The 17,681-nt window shown below is 40.2% G+C and carries 11 protein-coding genes and 11 tRNA genes; 1 reads left to right on the top strand and 21 read right to left on the bottom strand.

Going from position 1 to position 17,681, the window contains the following annotated elements:
* The 14 genes from rsxB to FR932_RS09825 all read right to left on the bottom strand — a co-directional run bounded on the left by rsxB (nucleotide 1) and on the right by FR932_RS09825 (nucleotide 4,862).
* The gene (gene rsxB, locus FR932_RS09890; RefSeq protein WP_019443295.1) at nucleotides 1–549 is read right to left on the bottom strand and encodes an electron transport complex subunit RsxB; all 549 of its coding nucleotides are present in this window, start codon (nucleotides 547–549) and stop codon (nucleotides 1–3) included.
* A gap of 12 nt (nucleotides 550–561) precedes the next feature.
* On the bottom strand, nucleotides 562–1,143 hold the full coding sequence (rsxA, locus tag FR932_RS09885) for an electron transport complex subunit RsxA (protein WP_019443296.1): 582 nt from the start codon (nucleotides 1,141–1,143) through the stop codon (nucleotides 562–564).
* A 138-nt stretch (nucleotides 1,144–1,281) separates the two neighbouring features.
* Nucleotides 1,282–3,141 carry an EAL domain-containing protein gene (locus tag FR932_RS09880; RefSeq protein ID WP_019443297.1) on the bottom strand — a complete coding sequence of 620 codons (1,860 nt, stop codon included), beginning with the start codon at nucleotides 3,139–3,141 and terminating at the stop codon, nucleotides 1,282–1,284.
* A gap of 185 nt (nucleotides 3,142–3,326) precedes the next feature.
* Nucleotides 3,327–3,402 (bottom strand) — tRNA-Asn (locus FR932_RS09875).
* Nucleotides 3,403–3,461: 59 nt separating this feature from the next.
* Nucleotides 3,462–3,537: transfer RNA gene (locus tag FR932_RS09870), tRNA-Asn, on the bottom strand.
* A gap of 59 nt (nucleotides 3,538–3,596) precedes the next feature.
* A tRNA-Asn gene (locus FR932_RS09865) sits at nucleotides 3,597–3,672 on the bottom strand.
* A 59-nt stretch (nucleotides 3,673–3,731) separates the two neighbouring features.
* A tRNA-Asn gene (locus tag FR932_RS09860) sits at nucleotides 3,732–3,807 on the bottom strand.
* A 59-nt stretch (nucleotides 3,808–3,866) separates the two neighbouring features.
* A tRNA-Asn gene (locus FR932_RS09855) sits at nucleotides 3,867–3,942 on the bottom strand.
* A gap of 59 nt (nucleotides 3,943–4,001) precedes the next feature.
* Nucleotides 4,002–4,077, bottom strand: a tRNA-Asn gene (locus FR932_RS09850).
* 59 nt (nucleotides 4,078–4,136) lie between these two features.
* Nucleotides 4,137–4,212 (bottom strand) — tRNA-Asn (locus tag FR932_RS09845).
* A 59-nt stretch (nucleotides 4,213–4,271) separates the two neighbouring features.
* Nucleotides 4,272–4,347: transfer RNA gene (locus FR932_RS09840), tRNA-Asn, on the bottom strand.
* A 59-nt stretch (nucleotides 4,348–4,406) separates the two neighbouring features.
* A tRNA-Asn gene (locus tag FR932_RS09835) sits at nucleotides 4,407–4,482 on the bottom strand.
* Nucleotides 4,483–4,571: 89 nt separating this feature from the next.
* Nucleotides 4,572–4,647 (bottom strand) — tRNA-Asn (locus tag FR932_RS09830).
* Nucleotides 4,648–4,786: 139 nt separating this feature from the next.
* Nucleotides 4,787–4,862, bottom strand: a tRNA-Asn gene (locus FR932_RS09825).
* 735 nt (nucleotides 4,863–5,597) lie between these two features.
* Here FR932_RS09825 and uvrB point away from each other — a divergent pair.
* The gene (uvrB, locus tag FR932_RS09820; protein ID WP_019443177.1) at nucleotides 5,598–7,592 is read left to right on the top strand and encodes an excinuclease ABC subunit UvrB; all 1,995 of its coding nucleotides are present in this window, start codon (nucleotides 5,598–5,600) and stop codon (nucleotides 7,590–7,592) included.
* A gap of 86 nt (nucleotides 7,593–7,678) precedes the next feature.
* Here the strand turns inward: uvrB and pfkA are convergent, their stop codons facing one another.
* The 7 genes from pfkA to FR932_RS09785 form a co-directional block, all read right to left on the bottom strand.
* A complete protein-coding gene (pfkA, locus tag FR932_RS09815) occupies nucleotides 7,679–8,641 on the bottom strand; it encodes a 6-phosphofructokinase (RefSeq protein ID WP_019443176.1) in 963 nt (320 codons plus the stop codon).
* Nucleotides 8,642–9,096: 455 nt separating this feature from the next.
* Complete coding sequence (gene tpiA, locus FR932_RS09810) at nucleotides 9,097–9,852, bottom strand: triose-phosphate isomerase (protein ID WP_019443175.1); 756 nt, start codon at nucleotides 9,850–9,852, stop codon at nucleotides 9,097–9,099.
* 233 nt (nucleotides 9,853–10,085) lie between these two features.
* Nucleotides 10,086–10,841 (bottom strand): envelope biogenesis factor ElyC, encoded by a 756-nt coding sequence (gene elyC, locus FR932_RS09805; protein ID WP_019443174.1) that lies wholly within the window; start codon nucleotides 10,839–10,841, stop codon nucleotides 10,086–10,088.
* A gap of 18 nt (nucleotides 10,842–10,859) precedes the next feature.
* A complete protein-coding gene (locus tag FR932_RS09800) occupies nucleotides 10,860–11,765 on the bottom strand; it encodes a DUF7281 domain-containing protein (RefSeq protein ID WP_019443173.1) in 906 nt (301 codons plus the stop codon).
* Between the two features lie 2 nt (nucleotides 11,766–11,767).
* Complete coding sequence (locus FR932_RS09795) at nucleotides 11,768–13,042, bottom strand: hypothetical protein (RefSeq protein WP_019443172.1); 1,275 nt, start codon at nucleotides 13,040–13,042, stop codon at nucleotides 11,768–11,770.
* The gene (locus FR932_RS09790) at nucleotides 13,042–13,674 is read right to left on the bottom strand and encodes a condensin complex protein MksE (protein ID WP_019443171.1); all 633 of its coding nucleotides are present in this window, start codon (nucleotides 13,672–13,674) and stop codon (nucleotides 13,042–13,044) included. The genes FR932_RS09795 and FR932_RS09790 overlap by 1 nt, the downstream gene beginning before the upstream one ends.
* A 3-nt stretch (nucleotides 13,675–13,677) precedes the next feature.
* The gene (locus tag FR932_RS09785; RefSeq protein WP_019443170.1) at nucleotides 13,678–17,487 is read right to left on the bottom strand and encodes an ATP-binding protein; all 3,810 of its coding nucleotides are present in this window, start codon (nucleotides 17,485–17,487) and stop codon (nucleotides 13,678–13,680) included.
* Nucleotides 17,488–17,681: the final 194 nt, after the last annotated feature.

Below are 17,681 nucleotides of genomic sequence, written 5' to 3'. Positions count from 1 at the left end.
CTACTTAATATTGACGACTGGGATAGAATCTAACTGCCATTTCCAGGCAGTTTGTACTGGTTCCATCACGATACAATCGGTCGGACATGGTGCGACGCATAATTTACAACCCGTACAAGCATCAACAATCACTGTGTGCATAGCACGTGTTGCGCCTGCGATGGCATCAACAGGACAGGCTTGGATACATTTAGTGCAACCTATGCAATCTTCTTCAATAATACGAGCGACAAGTTTAACGCTCGCATCATGTTCTTGTTCTGCGATAGGTTTAACTTCAACGCCCATAATATCGGCAAGTTTTTCAACAGTATCAGCGCCACCCGGTACACATAAATTTACTTCTTCACCGTTAGCAACCGCTTCAGCATAGGGTTTACAGCCAGGGTAGCCACATTGGCCACATTGTGTTTGCGGTAACTCTGCATCGATCTGTTCAACGACAGGGTTGCCTTCAATTTTGAAACGAATAGCGGCCCAGCCGAGGCCGAACCCAAACAAAGCGGCGAGAATAACAAGGGTAATAATTGCAATCAGAATAGTAGTCATAGTTATCAATAGTTAAAGTTTAACCAAGCCCGTGAAGCCCATAAACGCAAGTGACATAAGACCTGCTGTGATCATGGCGATTGAAGTACCCTTAAAAGGGGCCGGGACGTTTGCAGCAGCGATACGCTCACGCATAGCAGCAAATAAAATAAGCACTAATGAGAAACCGACTGCAGCACCAAAGCCATATACAGCACTTTCGACAAAGTTATGTTTTTCATTAATGTTTAGTAGTGCAACACCTAGTACTGCACAGTTAGTGGTGATTAGAGGTAAGAAAATACCTAACAAACGATATAACGTCGGACTGGTTTTATGCACTACCATTTCGGTGAATTGCACAACGACGGCGATCACTAGAATGAAACTGAGCGTGCGAAGATACTCTAAGCCGAGCGGCGTTAAAATATAAGTCTCAACGAGGTATGAAGACATTGCTGCGATGGTTAATACAAACGTTGTCGCAAACGACATACCTATTGCACTTTCTAATTTGCTAGACACCCCCATAAATGGGCATAGACCCAAAAATTTAACGAGTACAAAGTTGTTAACAAGCACAGTGCTTACAAGCAGTAAGAGATATTCGGTCATGATGAAGTAATACAGTTACTATGGGAGGCTATATTATCGGGTATCTGTATCCTTGTTACAATAGAAAAGTCGTAAATTGATAACGTAAAAAGGCTAATAATCAGTTAGTCTCCATACGTTATCTGGGGTTTCTAGGCTTTAATTGGCTATTTTGCTAAGTGGGGCTGGTCTTGCAATGAGATAACCCTGGATCCCGTCGATGTGCATAGATTCCAATAATTGTTTTTGTGCTAACTCTTCAACACCTTCAGCGATGACTTGGCAGCTCATGCGGTGGGCGACATCAACAATCATACGTAAAAATTGTTGGCTAGCATTATCGTCAGTAACGGATTTAATTAAGCCACTGTCTATCTTGATATAATTAGGTTTGAGTTCTTTAAATAACTTGAATGAACTAATACCGTGACCAAATTTACTGATCGCAGAGCGACTGCCGACACGACGTAGCATGTCAATAACGCGTTTACTTGAGACAATATTGCGCTCTAATATGATTTCATCTATTTCGAAAACGAGATTGGCGGCAATATTAGGTTCGCGTAACAGCAGGCGCTCCAACCAGACGATGAACGCACTACTTTGTACAGAGTGCGAGGTTAAATTCACCCCCCAGTGACTATTACCATCCATTTGGGTACGGCTATTGCTGATAATATTTTCAATGATGAGCTGATCTAATTTGACGGTATAGTCTAAACGTTGAGCCATAGCGAATAAGGTGTGCGTTGGTAACATCGCATTATTACTGCCAATAAAGCGAGTGTATATCTCTTGATAGTTCTTCATATTGCGATGAATAGGTTGCACAGGTTGGCTCAGTAACATCAGACTACGTTTATTAATGATGTCCTCTATCACGTCTTGCCAATAAGATTGACCTTGATTATCTTGCTGACTATCTTGTTGTTGGAAAGCCCAATAGTTTGGACCTTCAAGTTGCGCTTTTGCTAATGCGGTATCAGCACGAGAAAGTACCTGTTCGGGTTGATGGCCTGAATGAATGGTCGTTATGCCAATGTAAGCGACATTTTCTAATTCATGCAGTGATTGATATTCATCTAAGTTGGCCTTGATCTCTCGCGCTAATTTATGTGCAACTGCAACTGTCATATTTGGAATTATAATAGCAAAATCAGGACCGGAAACACGGTATAGCTGACTATCTGGATAGCGTTTAGTGCATTGCTTCAGCATATTGGATATATCTTTTAAATAACTATCCCCGAGTTGAAAACCACTGTGCTTATTGATATGCCCCAGCGCAGACGCCCGTACGAGAGCCAGGATGGCCGACTGAGATTGTTTTTTCGCGGATAAAATATCCACAAGCTCACCACGAAAGTAAAACCGATTGTATAAACCAGTCAAATTATCCATGTTAATTTGTTTTGATAATGCCTCAATTTGTTCGTGTTGATCTTGCAATTCTTTATGGTGTTCCGCTTTATGCTGAGCAAGAAGGCGGGTTACCGTTGGAAATGCTGAGTGCTTTGGTTTTGTGGTATTACCGATTTCGAGCAAAATATTATTTTCTAAACGTACGAATAATCGTTTAACGGAAGCAAGGCATAATAAATAGGCAATCAAGAGTGAAATAGTAAAAGCACTTAACAGCTGGATCATGACGTTATCTTTTTCACTGAACCTTAACTTAAATTGATAGCTAAATAAGTCTGTCGCGCCTGAAAAGTCTTTAGCTAGCTGGGGAAAGATCAGTTGGATCAAAGTCGGGTAATTAAAATTGGACTTCCAACTTGAAGACATTGATTCTGTTTGAATGAGTAATTGGCTTAACGCGAGGCTATCTGTCAGCAATTTGGTATTATCATCAGTAATTGCATCAATCGTTATCTTTTGGCTTAATGCATCATTAACTGCACTGCCTTGAACGGCCAGTGATGAGTTTAATGAACTGTAACTGAAGCCTAATACACTGAACAACATGCATAAGAAAACAAATGTGATAAAAAGATTGCAGCGAAAATAATCCGTCATTTTCATTATCCCTATAGTATTTTTTACATCCTTGTAGCGGCTAGATTACCTTGTTTAGGTATATAAAAATACGCATAGGTGCAAAAGGATAGAGAATATGAGATAGGGGACACTATTTTATCGTAAATGCAAAAAGACCCAGTTATATACATAACTGGGTCTTCGTTCTTTAATTAAAAAGAATTTGGCTCCCCTTGCTAGACTTGAACTAGCGACATATGGATTAACAGTCCACCGTTCTACCAACTGAACTAAAGGGGAATTATTTGTTTTTATAAACGACTGTTTAATAAGTCATTTAGGTATTCTTAGCTTAAAATTGGCTCCCCTTGCTAGACTTGAACTAGCGACATATGGATTAACAGTCCACCGTTCTACCAACTGAACTAAAGGGGAATTATTTGTTTTTATAAACGACTGTTTAATAAGTCATTTAGGTAATCTTTACTTAAAATTGGCTCCCCTTGCTAGACTTGAACTAGCGACATATGGATTAACAGTCCACCGTTCTACCAACTGAACTAAAGGGGAATTATTCTTTTTAATAAACGACGGTGTAATAAGTCATTTAGGTATTCTTAACTTAAAATTGGCTCCCCTTGCTAGACTTGAACTAGCGACATATGGATTAACAGTCCACCGTTCTACCAACTGAACTAAAGGGGAATTATTCTTTTTAATAAACGACGGTGTAATAAGTCATTTAGGTATTCTTAACTTAAAATTGGCTCCCCTTGCTAGACTTGAACTAGCGACATATGGATTAACAGTCCACCGTTCTACCAACTGAACTAAAGGGGAATTATTCTTTTTAATAAACGACGGTGTAATAAGTCATTTAGGTATTCTTAACTTAAAATTGGCTCCCCTTGCTAGACTTGAACTAGCGACATATGGATTAACAGTCCACCGTTCTACCAACTGAACTAAAGGGGAATTATTCTTTTTAATAAACGACGGTGTAATAAGTCATTTAGGTATTCTTAACTTAAAATTGGCTCCCCTTGCTAGACTTGAACTAGCGACATATGGATTAACAGTCCACCGTTCTACCAACTGAACTAAAGGGGAATTATTCTTTTTAATAAACGACTGTGTAATAAGTCATTTAGGTATTCTTAACTTAAAATTGGCTCCCCTTGCTAGACTTGAACTAGCGACATATGGATTAACAGTCCACCGTTCTACCAACTGAACTAAAGGGGAATTATTCTTTTTAATAAACGACTGTGTAATAAGTCATCTAGGTATTCTTAACTTAAAATTGGCTCCCCTTGCTAGACTTGAACTAGCGACATATGGATTAACAGTCCACCGTTCTACCAACTGAACTAAAGGGGAATTATTTATTTTGCTTCTATTGAAGCCGACTAATAATTTACATTATGTAATAAATCACTCGTCTTACTTTCTCTATTAAGAAAGAAATATGGCTCCCCTTGCTAGACTTGAACTAGCGACATATGGATTAACAGTCCACCGTTCTACCAACTGAACTAAAGGGGAATTATTTGTTGCTTCTATTGAAGCTAATAAGTTGTGTGCTTCTAATGAAGCCTGTCCGTTAATTTATTTTACCTTTAAGTAAAATAAATTAACCAACAGTTTGTCTCTACCTCTATGTAATAAGAGATGAAGAATAATATGGCTCCCCTTGCTAGACTTGAACTAGCGACATATGGATTAACAGTCCACCGTTCTACCAACTGAACTAAAGGGGAATTACTTGTCTTTGTTTCGAAGACGGGGCGAATATTAAGGTTAGATGATTCGAGTGTCAATGATAAAACAGGCAAAAATGCCTTTTGCGCTTTGTTTGTCGAATATCTGAACGATGATGGTTAAGAATTATTGCTAGCGTAGTTTAAGTAAACAATTGATTTATACCTAAAGGATCCAAGCTTGTATGTATTTACGACGTTATTATGGCGTTGATTTTTACTCCGTATGATTAAAAGTGTATTCTCCTATTATAGGTAAGCATACATATTATGAATATGCTAAAAATAGGGTTACGTGTTTTCTTTATGTCAAGAATAGTTGAATATGACCTATTTATTAAGTTATCCACTAAATCTGTGGGTAACTCTGTGGATTAAATTGTTTGGACGTATATATCTGTTATTGTTGTTATTTTAATGCACTTGGTTTAACTGTGTGTAAAGCATCATTTACCTGTTTTTAATCAATTGGTTACGCAGTGTTTGCTGTTGAGTTATACACGGGGTTAATTAAGCTTTAAATTCTTTGTATCAAAAATGACCACAAAAAAAGTATTTTTTTAAACACTGTTGATAAGTGCTTGACATTTCCCTGTTATTGATGAATCTAGAATGATTGTCCTATTTTTATCGCTGCAGGTAATTATAATCGCGATAATAATTTATATGGCGGACTAAGTGTAAATTGGTATTATGGAAATATATACCTTATAAGCTAAGTTGTGGCCTTAAATAATGACGATTCTATTCGATTTATGTTCTGAATATACTCCCAGTGGGGATCAGCCTCAAGCGATTGAAAAACTAGTTGATAGTTTTGAGGCTGGTGTTGCCAGTCAAACCTTACTTGGCGTAACAGGCTCGGGTAAAACCTATACTGTCGCAAATATGATCGCGAAATTAAATCGTCCGACATTATTAATGGCGCCAAACAAAACCCTTGCTGCGCAGCTCTATGGTGAAATGAAAGAATTCTTCCCTAATAACGCGGTAGAGTATTTTGTTTCCTATTATGACTACTATCAACCAGAAGCCTACGTACCTAGCACTGATACCTTCATTGAAAAAGATGCCGCTGTAAACGCACATATCGAACAGATGCGCCTATCAGCGACTAAAGCCTTGTTAGAACGCCGTGATGTCATCCTTATCGCATCTGTCTCTGCTATTTACGGTTTGGGTGATCCTGAGTCTTATCTCAAAATGATGTTGCATGTCTCTGTCGGCGAAATGATTAGCCAACGCAGTATCATTCGTCGTTTAGCTGAATTGCAATATACTCGTAATGATATGGACTTCAAACGTTCTACATTCCGCGTTCGTGGCGAAGTGATTGATGTTTATCCAGCAGAATCTGATAAGCATGCTGTGCGTATCGAGATGTTTGATGATGAAGTTGAACGTATCAGTTATTTTGATCCGTTAACGGGGGCGATAGAGAAAACAGCTGAGCGTGCGACTATTTATCCTAAGACCCACTACGTTACGCCAAGAGAGAAGATCTTAGATGCAATTGAGCATATTAAGGTAGAGTTGTCTGAGCGTAAAAAGCAATTATTATCAGCAAATAAACTAATTGAAGAACAGCGTGTCAGCCAACGAGTGCAGTTTGATATTGAGATGATGCAAGAACTTGGTTATTGCTCGGGCATTGAAAACTACTCACGTTACTTATCTGGTCGCACGCCGGGTGATGCGCCTCCAACCTTACTGGATTACTTGCCTGATGATGGTTTATTAGTTATCGATGAATCCCATGTTACCGTGCCACAAATTGGCGCTATGTATAAAGGTGATCGCTCACGTAAAGAAACCTTGGTTGAATTCGGGTTCCGCTTACCGTCTGCATTAGATAACAGGCCGCTTAAGTTTGAAGAGTTTGAATCTATTTCACCACAGACTTTATATGTTTCAGCAACACCGAGTCAGTATGAGTTAGATCGTTGTGAAGGTGAGGTCGTACAACAGCTAGTACGACCAACGGGATTATTAGACCCGCTTATTGAAGTGCGTCCTGTTGATACGCAAGTGGACGACTTGCTCAGTGAGATCCATATCCGTGTAGCCAAAGGCGAAAGGGTACTGGCGACGACGCTAACGAAGCGTATGTCTGAGGATTTAGCTGAATACTTAGCTGATCATGGTGTGAAGGTGCGTTACCTGCATTCTGACATTGATACAGTAGAACGTGTCGAAATCATCCGTGACTTACGCTTAGGCGTATTTGACGTACTTGTCGGTATTAACTTGTTGCGTGAAGGCTTGGATATGCCAGAAGTTTCACTCGTGGCTATTTTGGATGCTGATAAAGAAGGTTTTTTACGTTCTGAACGTTCGCTTATCCAGACGATTGGTCGTGCCGCGCGTAACTTGGAAGGTAAAGCCATTTTATATGCTAACCGTATTACTAAATCAATGGATAAAGCGATTAGTGAAACGGAGCGTCGCCGTGCATTACAGCATGAGCATAATGTTAAACATGGAATCACCCCAACGGGATTGAAGAAGAAAGTGGGTGATGGCTTCAATATCGGACGAACTCCAGAGCAGCAAATGATGCATATTGCCGAGCAGAAAGCGACGTACGCAATATTTACTCCTGCTGAGCTGAGCAAGGAAATAGTACGTTTAGAAGAGTTGATGTATAAATATGCGCAAGATCTGGAATTTGAAAAAGCCGGTGAAACACGAGATAAAGTGGCTAAACTGCGTGAGCAATTAATACAGTAGATAGCAAAAAGCGAAACCAATGTAAGTTGGTTTCGCTTTTTTGTTCAAATTATTTTAAAGCTAACGAACTCTGGTTCAGTTAGTGCTTAGAATAACGAATCAGATAGATCAAATAGCTCTTGGTTGAACGGACGTTTCATATTGTTAATACAGTCGATGATGTCGTGGTGAACCATTTTTGAGTTCATTAGACCAACGCATCGGCCGCCTTCACCTTCTAGTAATAACTTAACAGCGTATGAACCCATACGACTTGCCATGATGCGGTCGCGTGCAGTTGGTGTACCGCCACGTTGTAAATGACCTAAAACAGTTGCACGTGTTTCACGCGTTGTTACTGATTCTATGTGTTTTGCAAGTTGGTTCACGTCTGTTACATGTTCACACATTGCAATAATGGCATGCTTCTTACCTTTATCAATACCTGCTTGAATTTGTGCTAATAAATCAGCTTCATCATAGCCTTTTTCAGGGATCACAACGAATTCTGCACCACCGGCAACCGCAGCGCCCATGGTTAAATCACCACAGTAACGGCCCATAATTTCAACAATCGAGATACGTTGGTGAGATGTTGATGTGTCACGTAAACGGTCAATCGCATCTACGACGATGTTTAGTGCAGTATCAAAACCAATCGTATAAGTCGTGCCAGGGATATCGTTATCAATCGTGCCTGGAATACCAATACATGGGAAGCCCATTTCAGTTAGCTTCATCGCACCCATGTAAGAGCCGTCACCACCGATAACAACGAGTGCATCGATGTCGTGTTTTTTAAGGTTCTTAATTGCTTCTTCACGAACGCTTTGTTCTTTAAATTCAGGGAAACGTGCAGAGCCTAAGAAAGTACCACCACGATTAATCACATCAGAAACAGATTTACGATCTAGTTTCTCGATGCGATCTGCGTGTAAACCAGCATAGCCATCATAAATACCGTAAACTTCTAAGCCAAGATGTAAGCCTTCACGTACAACTGCTCGGATTGCTGCGTTCATGCCTGGTGCATCACCACCACTTGTTAAAACACCTATTCTTTTAATCATTGAAGCCTCAAATATATCAATCGATGATACTTTATTTATTGGGTTAAAGTCGTGTCCTTGTAGAGGACAAGTACTGCCTTATATAGAAGACATGTACTGGGCAGCAGGTGATGGCACGCTTATTTATGATTTAGCACACCAATGTTATATCTGTCGCTGCTACGTTCTATTTAATGCTAATTTGTTATCGCTAGTCTTGTATGTTCATTATAACTAGCTCTGTTATTATTTTCGTGTCTTTATGACTTATTTTATTACTAAAGTGATATCAATCACGCTTTCATATGAAACTTTCAATCATTAAATAAAAAAATGCCTTAGCGTAATTTTATTTTTAAAAGATAAGTTTATAAGAAAGGAGTGTAGTAATATCTGCTTCTATTACAAGCTGTATTACTACACTTTCATTCCGAATCTAGCGCTGATGTACTGTCTAGTTCAGAACTTAATCGCTATTATGCAGATGCACCAGCGATAACTTTAGAGAATTCTACAGCGTCTAGTGAAGCGCCGCCAACTAGGCCGCCATCAATGTCTGCTTGACCGAATAATTCAGCCGCGTTAGCGCCTTTAACTGAACCACCGTAAAGGATTTGAACTTTGTTTGCTACTGCTGCATCTTGCTCTGCTAACCATGAACGGATGTGAGCATGGATATCTTGTGCAATTTCAGGTGTTGCTGTTTTACCAGTACCGATAGCCCAAACTGGTTCGTATGCAATTACTGCATTGTTTAGAGATTCGATACCAGACTTAGTTACAATCGCTTGAATTTGCGCTTCAACAACTGCTTTCGTTTCGCCAGCTTCGAATTGCTCTAGTGTTTCACCGATACAAAGTACTGGTACTAGACCATTTTCTTGTGCAACAGCATATTTGTCAGCAACAACTTCGTTTGACTCACCGTGGATAACACGACGTTCGCTGTGACCAACTAGTGTGTATTTACAGCCAAATTCTTTTAACATTACTGCTGAGTTTTCACCAGTGAATGCGCCAGCTGTATTAACGTCACAATCTTGTGCGCCGTATGTAATTGCAGTGTCAGCAGTTAATGCTTCAACTTGTGGGATAAAAACAGCAGGAGGGCATACAGCAACTTCAACAGTTGCATTGTCTTTTGCCGCATCAACTAAACCGTTAACTAGCGCTTCTACAGATGCTTTAGTTGCGTTTAATTTCCAGTTACCCATTACTAGTGCTTGTCTCATGTCTATCTCCGATATGGTTTAAAGCTATTTTTCATTAACCTAAGTGCTGACATTATGTCAAAGCGACTTTAATTAAGAACATGAGATGATTATAGAGTCATCTAGCGCTAGGGCAAGTTGTCATAAGACAATTTTTGGTAATAAAACTACATAAAATGCAGTAACTGTGACTTGCCCCACGTTTACTTACACAATTGCTGAGGGATTTTTCGAGTAATTACAGAATGTCGGTTCTATTGGTTATTTTTTAACGACAACCAAGCCAGCCCTAACCACTCATGGATAGCTCTTTCACTCACAGCTAAGTGATTCGCACGGGGAAAATAATAGTGTAATGGTTGTATCCCTGTGCGAGCTTTACTGACATGTGCGGTCGGCGCTGGAATGGGCCTAAGGCCCTGTTGTTGAAAGATGCTCATGGCTCTTGGCATGTGGGTAGCTGAGGTAACTAATACAAGTGCTTTACCCTGTGTAATGTTTTTATTTTCAATGGCTTCCTCGATAGTGTCGCGAGAATATTCTAACAATATAATGGCTGATTTAGGCACCCCTAACGCGATAGCTAAGCGCGCATTCATCATGGCATTACTGTTGATATCGCCATCACTGTAACCGCTGAATATTAACTTGGCCGTCGGGTTCACTTTATAAATTCGCACGCCTTCTGCGGTTCTCGCAAGGGCGGCTGGTGTTAGTTGACTGGTGATTGGTAAGCTATCGACAGTTGTATGACCGTTACCCAATACGTGGATATAATCGACAGCTTGATCTTGATAACTTGGGTACTGAGACTCTAATGTCGCAGCTAAACGGGTGGCAACGGGATCGAGGCTCAATAGCAATAATGTAATAAAACTACTACAAAATAGGATTTGACCACTGCGTTTGTAACGCGTGAGTTTATATAATAGTACCGCTAGGATAAAAAGGGTCAGCAGCAATGGCAGTGGCATTAACCAAGTACCAATTATTTTTTTAAGTGCAAACATGAGGGGGGAGTAGTCCTGTTATTTATAAAGTTGCCAATTAATATTGGCGCTAAGTAGATGCTCTTGCTGCCAACCGAGTTGGTGTTGATTCATGAAGTTGATGTGAGCGTGCCATGCCTGTGGATACGTTGACTGATGTAAGTAAGTCATACCTTGACTCAGCTGCGGGAAGAACTTGTCTTTACCGGCACACTTTTGTAAATCTATGTTAGTGAAAGCTGAGAATTGACTGATATCAGGTAATATGAGACCGTCTACTCGAAAGCTTTTGGCAATTGAAAAACCTTCAGGGTCGAAATCACCGAAGTAATAAAGTGGTAAGTTTGATTTATGCCTATCGATAAAGCGTTTCACTTCATCGGCACGTTTACCCTGTTGACTATCACCACGATAAACAACTAATGCATGTTCGAAGAGTGGGTTATGTTTTAGCTGGTGCAGGTAGTACATCGGGGTGAAGTTTTCGCAAATGATGATAGCGTCATGCTCGATACTGCTGATCATTTTATGGCGCAATTCTAGCCCAGCAGCGTGAATAGAGGGGAATAAAGTACTCACCTCTTGGTTTAGCTTTAATTGACCAGTCGCGTTATTAACTAAAATGATGTCTTGAGACGCGTTAGCACCGATCTTTTCATCATTGTGTTGTGCTGCGTTAACAACGCGATCACCATTACTGTAGACATCGGTTAATACATCAAGGCCTATTTCGGCTTTAATCAGTGCCTGTAGCTTTTTGGCTTCATCGGCGGGCAGAATGAAATTAATTTTTTGTTTTGTTCTGCTGGTACGAGGTATGACTTCCTTGTGGCCTAAACCGAATAACGCCTGTATTTCGGCGTTAATAGCATCATATTTTAGACCTTGTTGATTCGATTCAATCAGCTTTTTACAGCGATTATATAGCGTCCTGCTAATCGTCATCGTTAACCTCGTTGGAGTTGAATATCACTCACACGTAAATTACCTGAGATTAATATCGAACCAGGTAACTCTGTGGTTAGGGCATCAGGGAAATCAATCGCCATGACTTTGCGCACCGCGGGGGCACACTTGTGGTATTCGTTATACAGAATACTAAGCCATAAATGCTGAGGTAAAATATCAGTAAGCTGACTGTCTTGCTGCCAATAGTGCAGGGCAGAGAAGCTATCGCCTTTGTGACTCAATACTTGTTTAAATAACGCTTCACATTGTGACAACACATAATCGGCCTCGAGTTCACGCGCCTTTTGTTGTAAGTCATCAATACGACCGCTACTACGTAAATCAACAGTGTCAGCGTCTGACTTACTTTCTTTACGTAATGCGTTGTAAATATCGGTGAGTTCTTCTTGCTGTACCTGATTACTGATATCAACACTGGCTGATAACGGCAAGGGTGCAACGCGGTTGAAGATACTTGGTATGTGCTCACGCTCATCGTAATCGTCTAGTGCCCAAATTGGATTGTCTTTGAGGTATTTAGACATGGCCTTGAGACGAGCAACTTGTTCGTTTTGTTTACGCAACGTCATTAACAGCTGACGCATACGGTGCACTGCGCCTTCTAACTGACGATTAATACGACGGTAACCATCAATGAAAAAAGTAACTTTACGGCTTAATTCGGCCGGAACATCATCCCAATCTAACCAGGCATATACATCGTTAAGATTGATATCTGCTAATGCGTTTAGTAAGCCTTCGGTATAAGCAATGGCTTTTTCATTCTCATGAATTTTACTTTCTAAACTATCAACAAAACCAAATTTACTGGTAATAGCAGCGAACAAACCGCTAACACTGTCTTCTAGCTCGTAAATAATGCCATATAGTTCTTCATCTACTTGGCTTAAGTAGAAGGCAACTTCATTGTGTTGACCGGTTAATAGCGCGCGCTTGTAGGATTTGATATCGCCGTCGATGTGTTGCATGACTTTGGCAATATCGGTACGTTTACGATAAGACGCATGACGTAATAATAACTTGTCTAATATACGTTTTAAATTGATGGCGAGCATGTAAGTGCCATCTTCTTCACTTGGGCGGATCAGACCGTTTTTGGTGAGCATTTCTAATAATGCCGTGTTCTCACCATCATCGATCACATTGCCATCGAAATACGCTTGCGCCAACATCGTACTGTTTGATTTAGCAAACGAACTACGAATTATCTGAGCAATTTTTTCGACTTCAGAAGCGCTTTGCTGCAGTGACATTAGAACATCTCCGACTGTGAGTCGTCGAAGATATGGTTATCTTGCTTTTCGAGTTTCAACGATTCACTGTCATTAATAAAATCAATTAATTCGTGAATGTAGTTCATCTTAGCGGTGATTTGATAGATGGTACTGCCTGTATCAAGGCGTTGCACGTAACCTGCTTCATCGAGTTTTTTAAGGATGAAGTTAAGCTGTTCAGAAATATCATTACGGCTGGTCTTGAAGATACCTTTATTGGTTAATAGCGCCAGTTGTTGCTTTAACGTTGGTTCGTTTTCAATACCACGTAATAACTCAGACAAGCGAATAGTATCGCCAGCGCGCATCGCACAGTCATGTACTAGGGCTGTCATCGCCAATTCAAGGAAGTTAACCAGTGGGCGGAAAATATCACGTACTTGGCGTAATTGTTGACGGATATCCGCGCGATTTTCTTCTTCAATCGTGCAGTAACAAGCGACAAAAGCAAGGCCATCTTCAATGACTTTCACTTTACGGTTAATCAAACGCAGGTAATCATTTACCTTTTCAAACAAGCTTTGTTCAGATAGATAGCGATAAGCATCAGGTTGACTAACCTGACAAATGGTATGACCCTGTAACAATAATTCAACGGTAGTTTGAAACATGGGTTAAACCTCTTCTTGCATAGTTGTTGCTGACGCTGTTGCTGTGTTTACTGGCATTATTGACGGATCTACAATAAGTGCTTGTTTCGCATCACCATTAAGCAATGCCATTAATGGATCATCATCGACATTCATTTGGATCAGGCGTTTGTTACGGCTATCAATCTCGTATAAGTGGTCGAATAACTGTAATACCGATTTATCGGTTGACGGTGATGCCGTCATGATCTGAATACCGTGTTGGTTTAACATATCTAGCATGGCTTGAATGTTTTCAGAATGCAGCTCGCCTAATTCATCCACAGGCCAAGTGATCACCGTGTTTTCATCTGGGCGTAACATGGTTGTTAAGCCAGTAAAGAAGGTGATTAAGGCTAAGTAAGATAAACCGGTTGATGACACATCTTCTAATTCTTTCGGTGTCGTTGCACGGGTCGTACGGCCATTTTCAACAATGGTAAATTCGATATCGAATAACTCATTGTGCTGCATACTGTTGTTTTTCGGCAACACTGCTGACAGCTCATCTAAACTATCGATCAAGTCTTGGGGAATGCTGCGATCGTGCGTTAATTCAGTATTGGCTTGGTATGCTTCAAATGCATCGTTTACATTTTCCAGCTGCTGCCAATAACCTAGCTTGTCCATCTTGGTGCGGATGGCAATTTTAATATCACCCAAGGCGGTAAAGAACTGCTTACCATTCATGTGGCTCGACAGTTTACGACCAGTACGGGTAATGTTGCGATCAAAGTTACTTAAATGGGTATAGATAGATAAAATATCGTTAGCACGTAGCTCAACTTCATGCGTGGTTGATGTTTGTAACAACTTGGCATTTTTCAGTACGTAGCTAAGTTGTTCACCGCTGTTAATCGCTTCTTCTAATCGGTAATTAACCAGTTCAGCATCACTTTCAATACGGTTTTCTAACCAACCTGTTTGTAGTGTACTTTTCGAATAGCGTTTTAACTCACTGCTAATTTTATTGGCAGTGCTTAATACATTACTTTGTTGTTTACCTAATAGGCTGATCTGGCTATTGGTTAATTTAGAGATATTGTTAACGCTGTATTCTGGTAAATCATCGTTAGCCACAGCAGGGTAGTCAGTTAATTTTACTAGGCTATTGTCTAGGCCTTTAAGCTGTAATACTAAATCGGTTACTTGTTTATCAAGCTGGGTTTTCTCTTGTTCTAACTTATCAGTTGATTGCTGATAGTTTTGCTTTTTATCTTTTAATTGCTGTTGGAAACCGTGTATTGCGGTATCTAAGCGACGTAAGCGTTCACGACCTGGTTCAACTTGTGACCATGACGTTTCTAACCAGCTGTTATATTTGTCCGCTTTTTGTTGGAATATTTTAGCATTCTCTACAGCTTGGGTTGTTTGCTTGATTTTCGCTGCGAGGGCGTTAAAGATATTGGCATTAATACCAGCGTCACTTAATGCGGCTTGCAATGCATCTGCAATACGTTTCATTTCAATTTGTGCATCATCACGCAGGTTATTCAATGATGTTTGGTAGCTATCAATACGTTGATTGAAGTCAGTCTCTAACTGGCAATGTACGCCTAAACGTTCGCTGTTTAGTTCGTTATGACGGCTTTGATAATCAACTTTAGCTTGGCTTAATGCTTGCTGCGCTTGGTCTAGCAGCAAATCATTTTCTGCTAATTCAGTCTGAATACGGGCAATCGCTAAAGTTTTATGTTGTTCTAGCTTGCCGACTAATTCATCTTCTTCATTGACTAAACCAGTTAGTAATTGGTTTTGTTTGAATAATAATTGCTTACTCGACATCAATTGCTTATCAAGCTCTTCGACGTCTTTATTCAATTGTTCCAGGGCTTTTTGCAGTTGTTCAAGTTCTGCTTTTTTAGCGCCGATTTGCGTTGAAATATGCTGTTCTTTTTCAGCTAACGCGCTATCAGTAAATGATGCATTCTCTAGGGCGTTGAGGTTGATCTTGATGCCATAGAAATCTTGTATTTGGGTGAGCGCTGTTTCTGATACGCTATTTTTTTCAGCGTCAGCAAAGGCGGCTAATAACTCTGGTTCAAGGTGCAGGTGTTTGAGTAACTCAGGGTTAATCACACGACCGATATTTGCTTGCCAATTTGGCACGTGCTCAACTAGAAAGGCATGTAAAGACCCTTTCTCAGGGCTTAATAATGCTTGCACGTCACGGTGCTGTTGCGCCAAGTGATTTAATTCAATCTTCAAACGGTCGTTGCTTTGCAAGGCTTGATGCTGTTTTTGGCGTAGGCTTTGTGATTCATTACCAATGCGGTTATAGGCTTCTTGACGCTCGTTAATATTACGGCGACATTGGCTTAAATTCTGCTGCAGTTGCTGAGATTGTAGCGTCAGTGTCGGATCAAGCTGCGGTTGTTCGAGTTGAAAGTTAAGCGAGATCTTAGTGTGCTCTAACGGTGTTTTCTTTGCCGTTAACTGATCAACCAAGGCTTGTGTTTGTGTTTTTAACTGACTTTCTAATGTGGCGTAATGCAGGTTACTTTCGCTTAATGCGTTGGTTAACTGCTGCTGTTGAGAGCTAATTTCGTTAGTCAGTTGTTGTTCACGTTTGTTAAATTCAAGTTCTTGTTGCTGCTGTTGTTCTGTAAACGTGCGGCTTAGATCGGCAGACTTTTCACTTAACTGGGTTTTTTCATTGTTTAGATTGATTAAACGTAAAGTAAAATCAGAAAGCTCAGAGCCACGTTGTTCATAGGTCGCTGCTTCGTCATCTTCAAAATCAATTTTTTCTTGTTCTAATTTATCCAGGTCGTGCTTAATTTCACGGTGTGCTTTTTCTTCATCGTGGCAAGCATCTTCAATCGATAAGACTTGCTGTCTGTGGCTTTCTTTTAATTCAGCAAGCTCAACGAGCACGTCTTTTAAACGGGTGTCGGCGATAACTTGATCTTGATTACACTTGTCTTGATAGATAGCAGCAAGGTGATGTAAATGCTGCAGGTCTGCTTTGATTTCAATTAGCGAATCAATGTCAGTTAATGACGATAAGATCTTATCTTCTAAATTAAGGATCGCTTGTGATGAATGTAGATCAGCTAGCCAGCTATCAATATCGGTTTTATCAATGTTGACCATGTCGGTCACATTGTTGCTGAGCATTTCTGAGCTGATGGCATCTTGCGAGATCTCGATGATCATTTGTTTGATCACGTCGAAATTAGATATTTTGTTGAATACTGACGTCACGACTTTTTCAATGTGCTTAATCGGTGATTGGCTCATTGAAAAACGTTGCTGTAGTGGGCGTAGTGATTTCTTGCCGCCAAGATCGCGGTGATTTTGAATGACTCTTGCATAGTCATCTACACTTAACAGGCTACTGACTTCGCATTTATGCTGGGCTTTATATTGACGCTTAATTTCGTCATCAGCGAAGATGCTGCCGCTATCATCCAGGTACATCTTGATATCAAATGGACTATCAATAAAACGATAAAGTAATTTGTCGCCATCACTTTTAATTAACACATGACACAATTGCGGTGTATCAGTGCCGTTCGGACGCTGATAGTCAAATACGATGTAGCTGGTTTTGCGGGGTAAATAATAAGCAGCAAATGATTTCTTGTTCGCATTACGCTCAACAATACGCCCAGGGCGAGCACCCCAAAACAGCATCGGCAGTTTAAGTAATGTTGTTTTACCCGCACCATTAGTACCCGCAACCTTGATATTACCCGCGTTATTTAATTCGAGTAATTTACCAGGCCAAAAGCTATCAATAAGGTAGGTTTTGCGACATAGATATTGTTGTGAAGAATCAGTCATCATCATTATTATTATGCAAGAAATCGAACCCCATATTTTAACTGAATGATGGCCAAGATGTAAGGAAAAAAGATAAGTTTAATAGGGCTATGCTTCGTTCTGGTCACATTATCGGCAATCTTGGGCTCTTGTCTGGATTTATGCAAATTAAGTGAATATTCTTGCATATATAAAATATTATAATACAATCCGCCAAATCA

The organism is Moritella marina ATCC 15381 (genome assembly GCF_008931805.1).
GTDB classification, from domain to species: domain Bacteria; phylum Pseudomonadota; class Gammaproteobacteria; order Enterobacterales; family Moritellaceae; genus Moritella; species Moritella marina.
The sequence above is the reverse complement of the archived record's forward strand: the minus strand, read 5'-3'. Positions and strand labels throughout refer to the sequence as shown.

Coding starts and splice junctions, on each gene's coding strand:
- rsxB (WP_019443295.1), bottom strand. CDS start 549: ATGACTACTATTCTGATTGCAATTATTACCCTTGTTATTCTCGCCGCT.
- rsxA (WP_019443296.1), bottom strand. CDS start 1,143: ATGACCGAATATCTCTTACTGCTTGTAAGCACTGTGCTTGTTAACAAC.
- FR932_RS09880 (WP_019443297.1), bottom strand. CDS start 3,141: ATGACGGATTATTTTCGCTGCAATCTTTTTATCACATTTGTTTTCTTA.
- uvrB (WP_019443177.1), top strand. CDS start 5,598: ATGACGATTCTATTCGATTTATGTTCTGAATATACTCCCAGTGGGGAT.
- pfkA (WP_019443176.1), bottom strand. CDS start 8,641: ATGATTAAAAGAATAGGTGTTTTAACAAGTGGTGGTGATGCACCAGGC.
- tpiA (WP_019443175.1), bottom strand. CDS start 9,852: ATGAGACAAGCACTAGTAATGGGTAACTGGAAATTAAACGCAACTAAA.
- elyC (WP_019443174.1), bottom strand. CDS start 10,841: ATGTTTGCACTTAAAAAAATAATTGGTACTTGGTTAATGCCACTGCCA.
- FR932_RS09800 (WP_019443173.1), bottom strand. CDS start 11,765: ATGACGATTAGCAGGACGCTATATAATCGCTGTAAAAAGCTGATTGAA.
- FR932_RS09795 (WP_019443172.1), bottom strand. CDS start 13,042: ATGTCACTGCAGCAAAGCGCTTCTGAAGTCGAAAAAATTGCTCAGATA.
- FR932_RS09790 (WP_019443171.1), bottom strand. CDS start 13,674: ATGTTTCAAACTACCGTTGAATTATTGTTACAGGGTCATACCATTTGT.
- FR932_RS09785 (WP_019443170.1), bottom strand. CDS start 17,487: ATGATGATGACTGATTCTTCACAACAATATCTATGTCGCAAAACCTAC.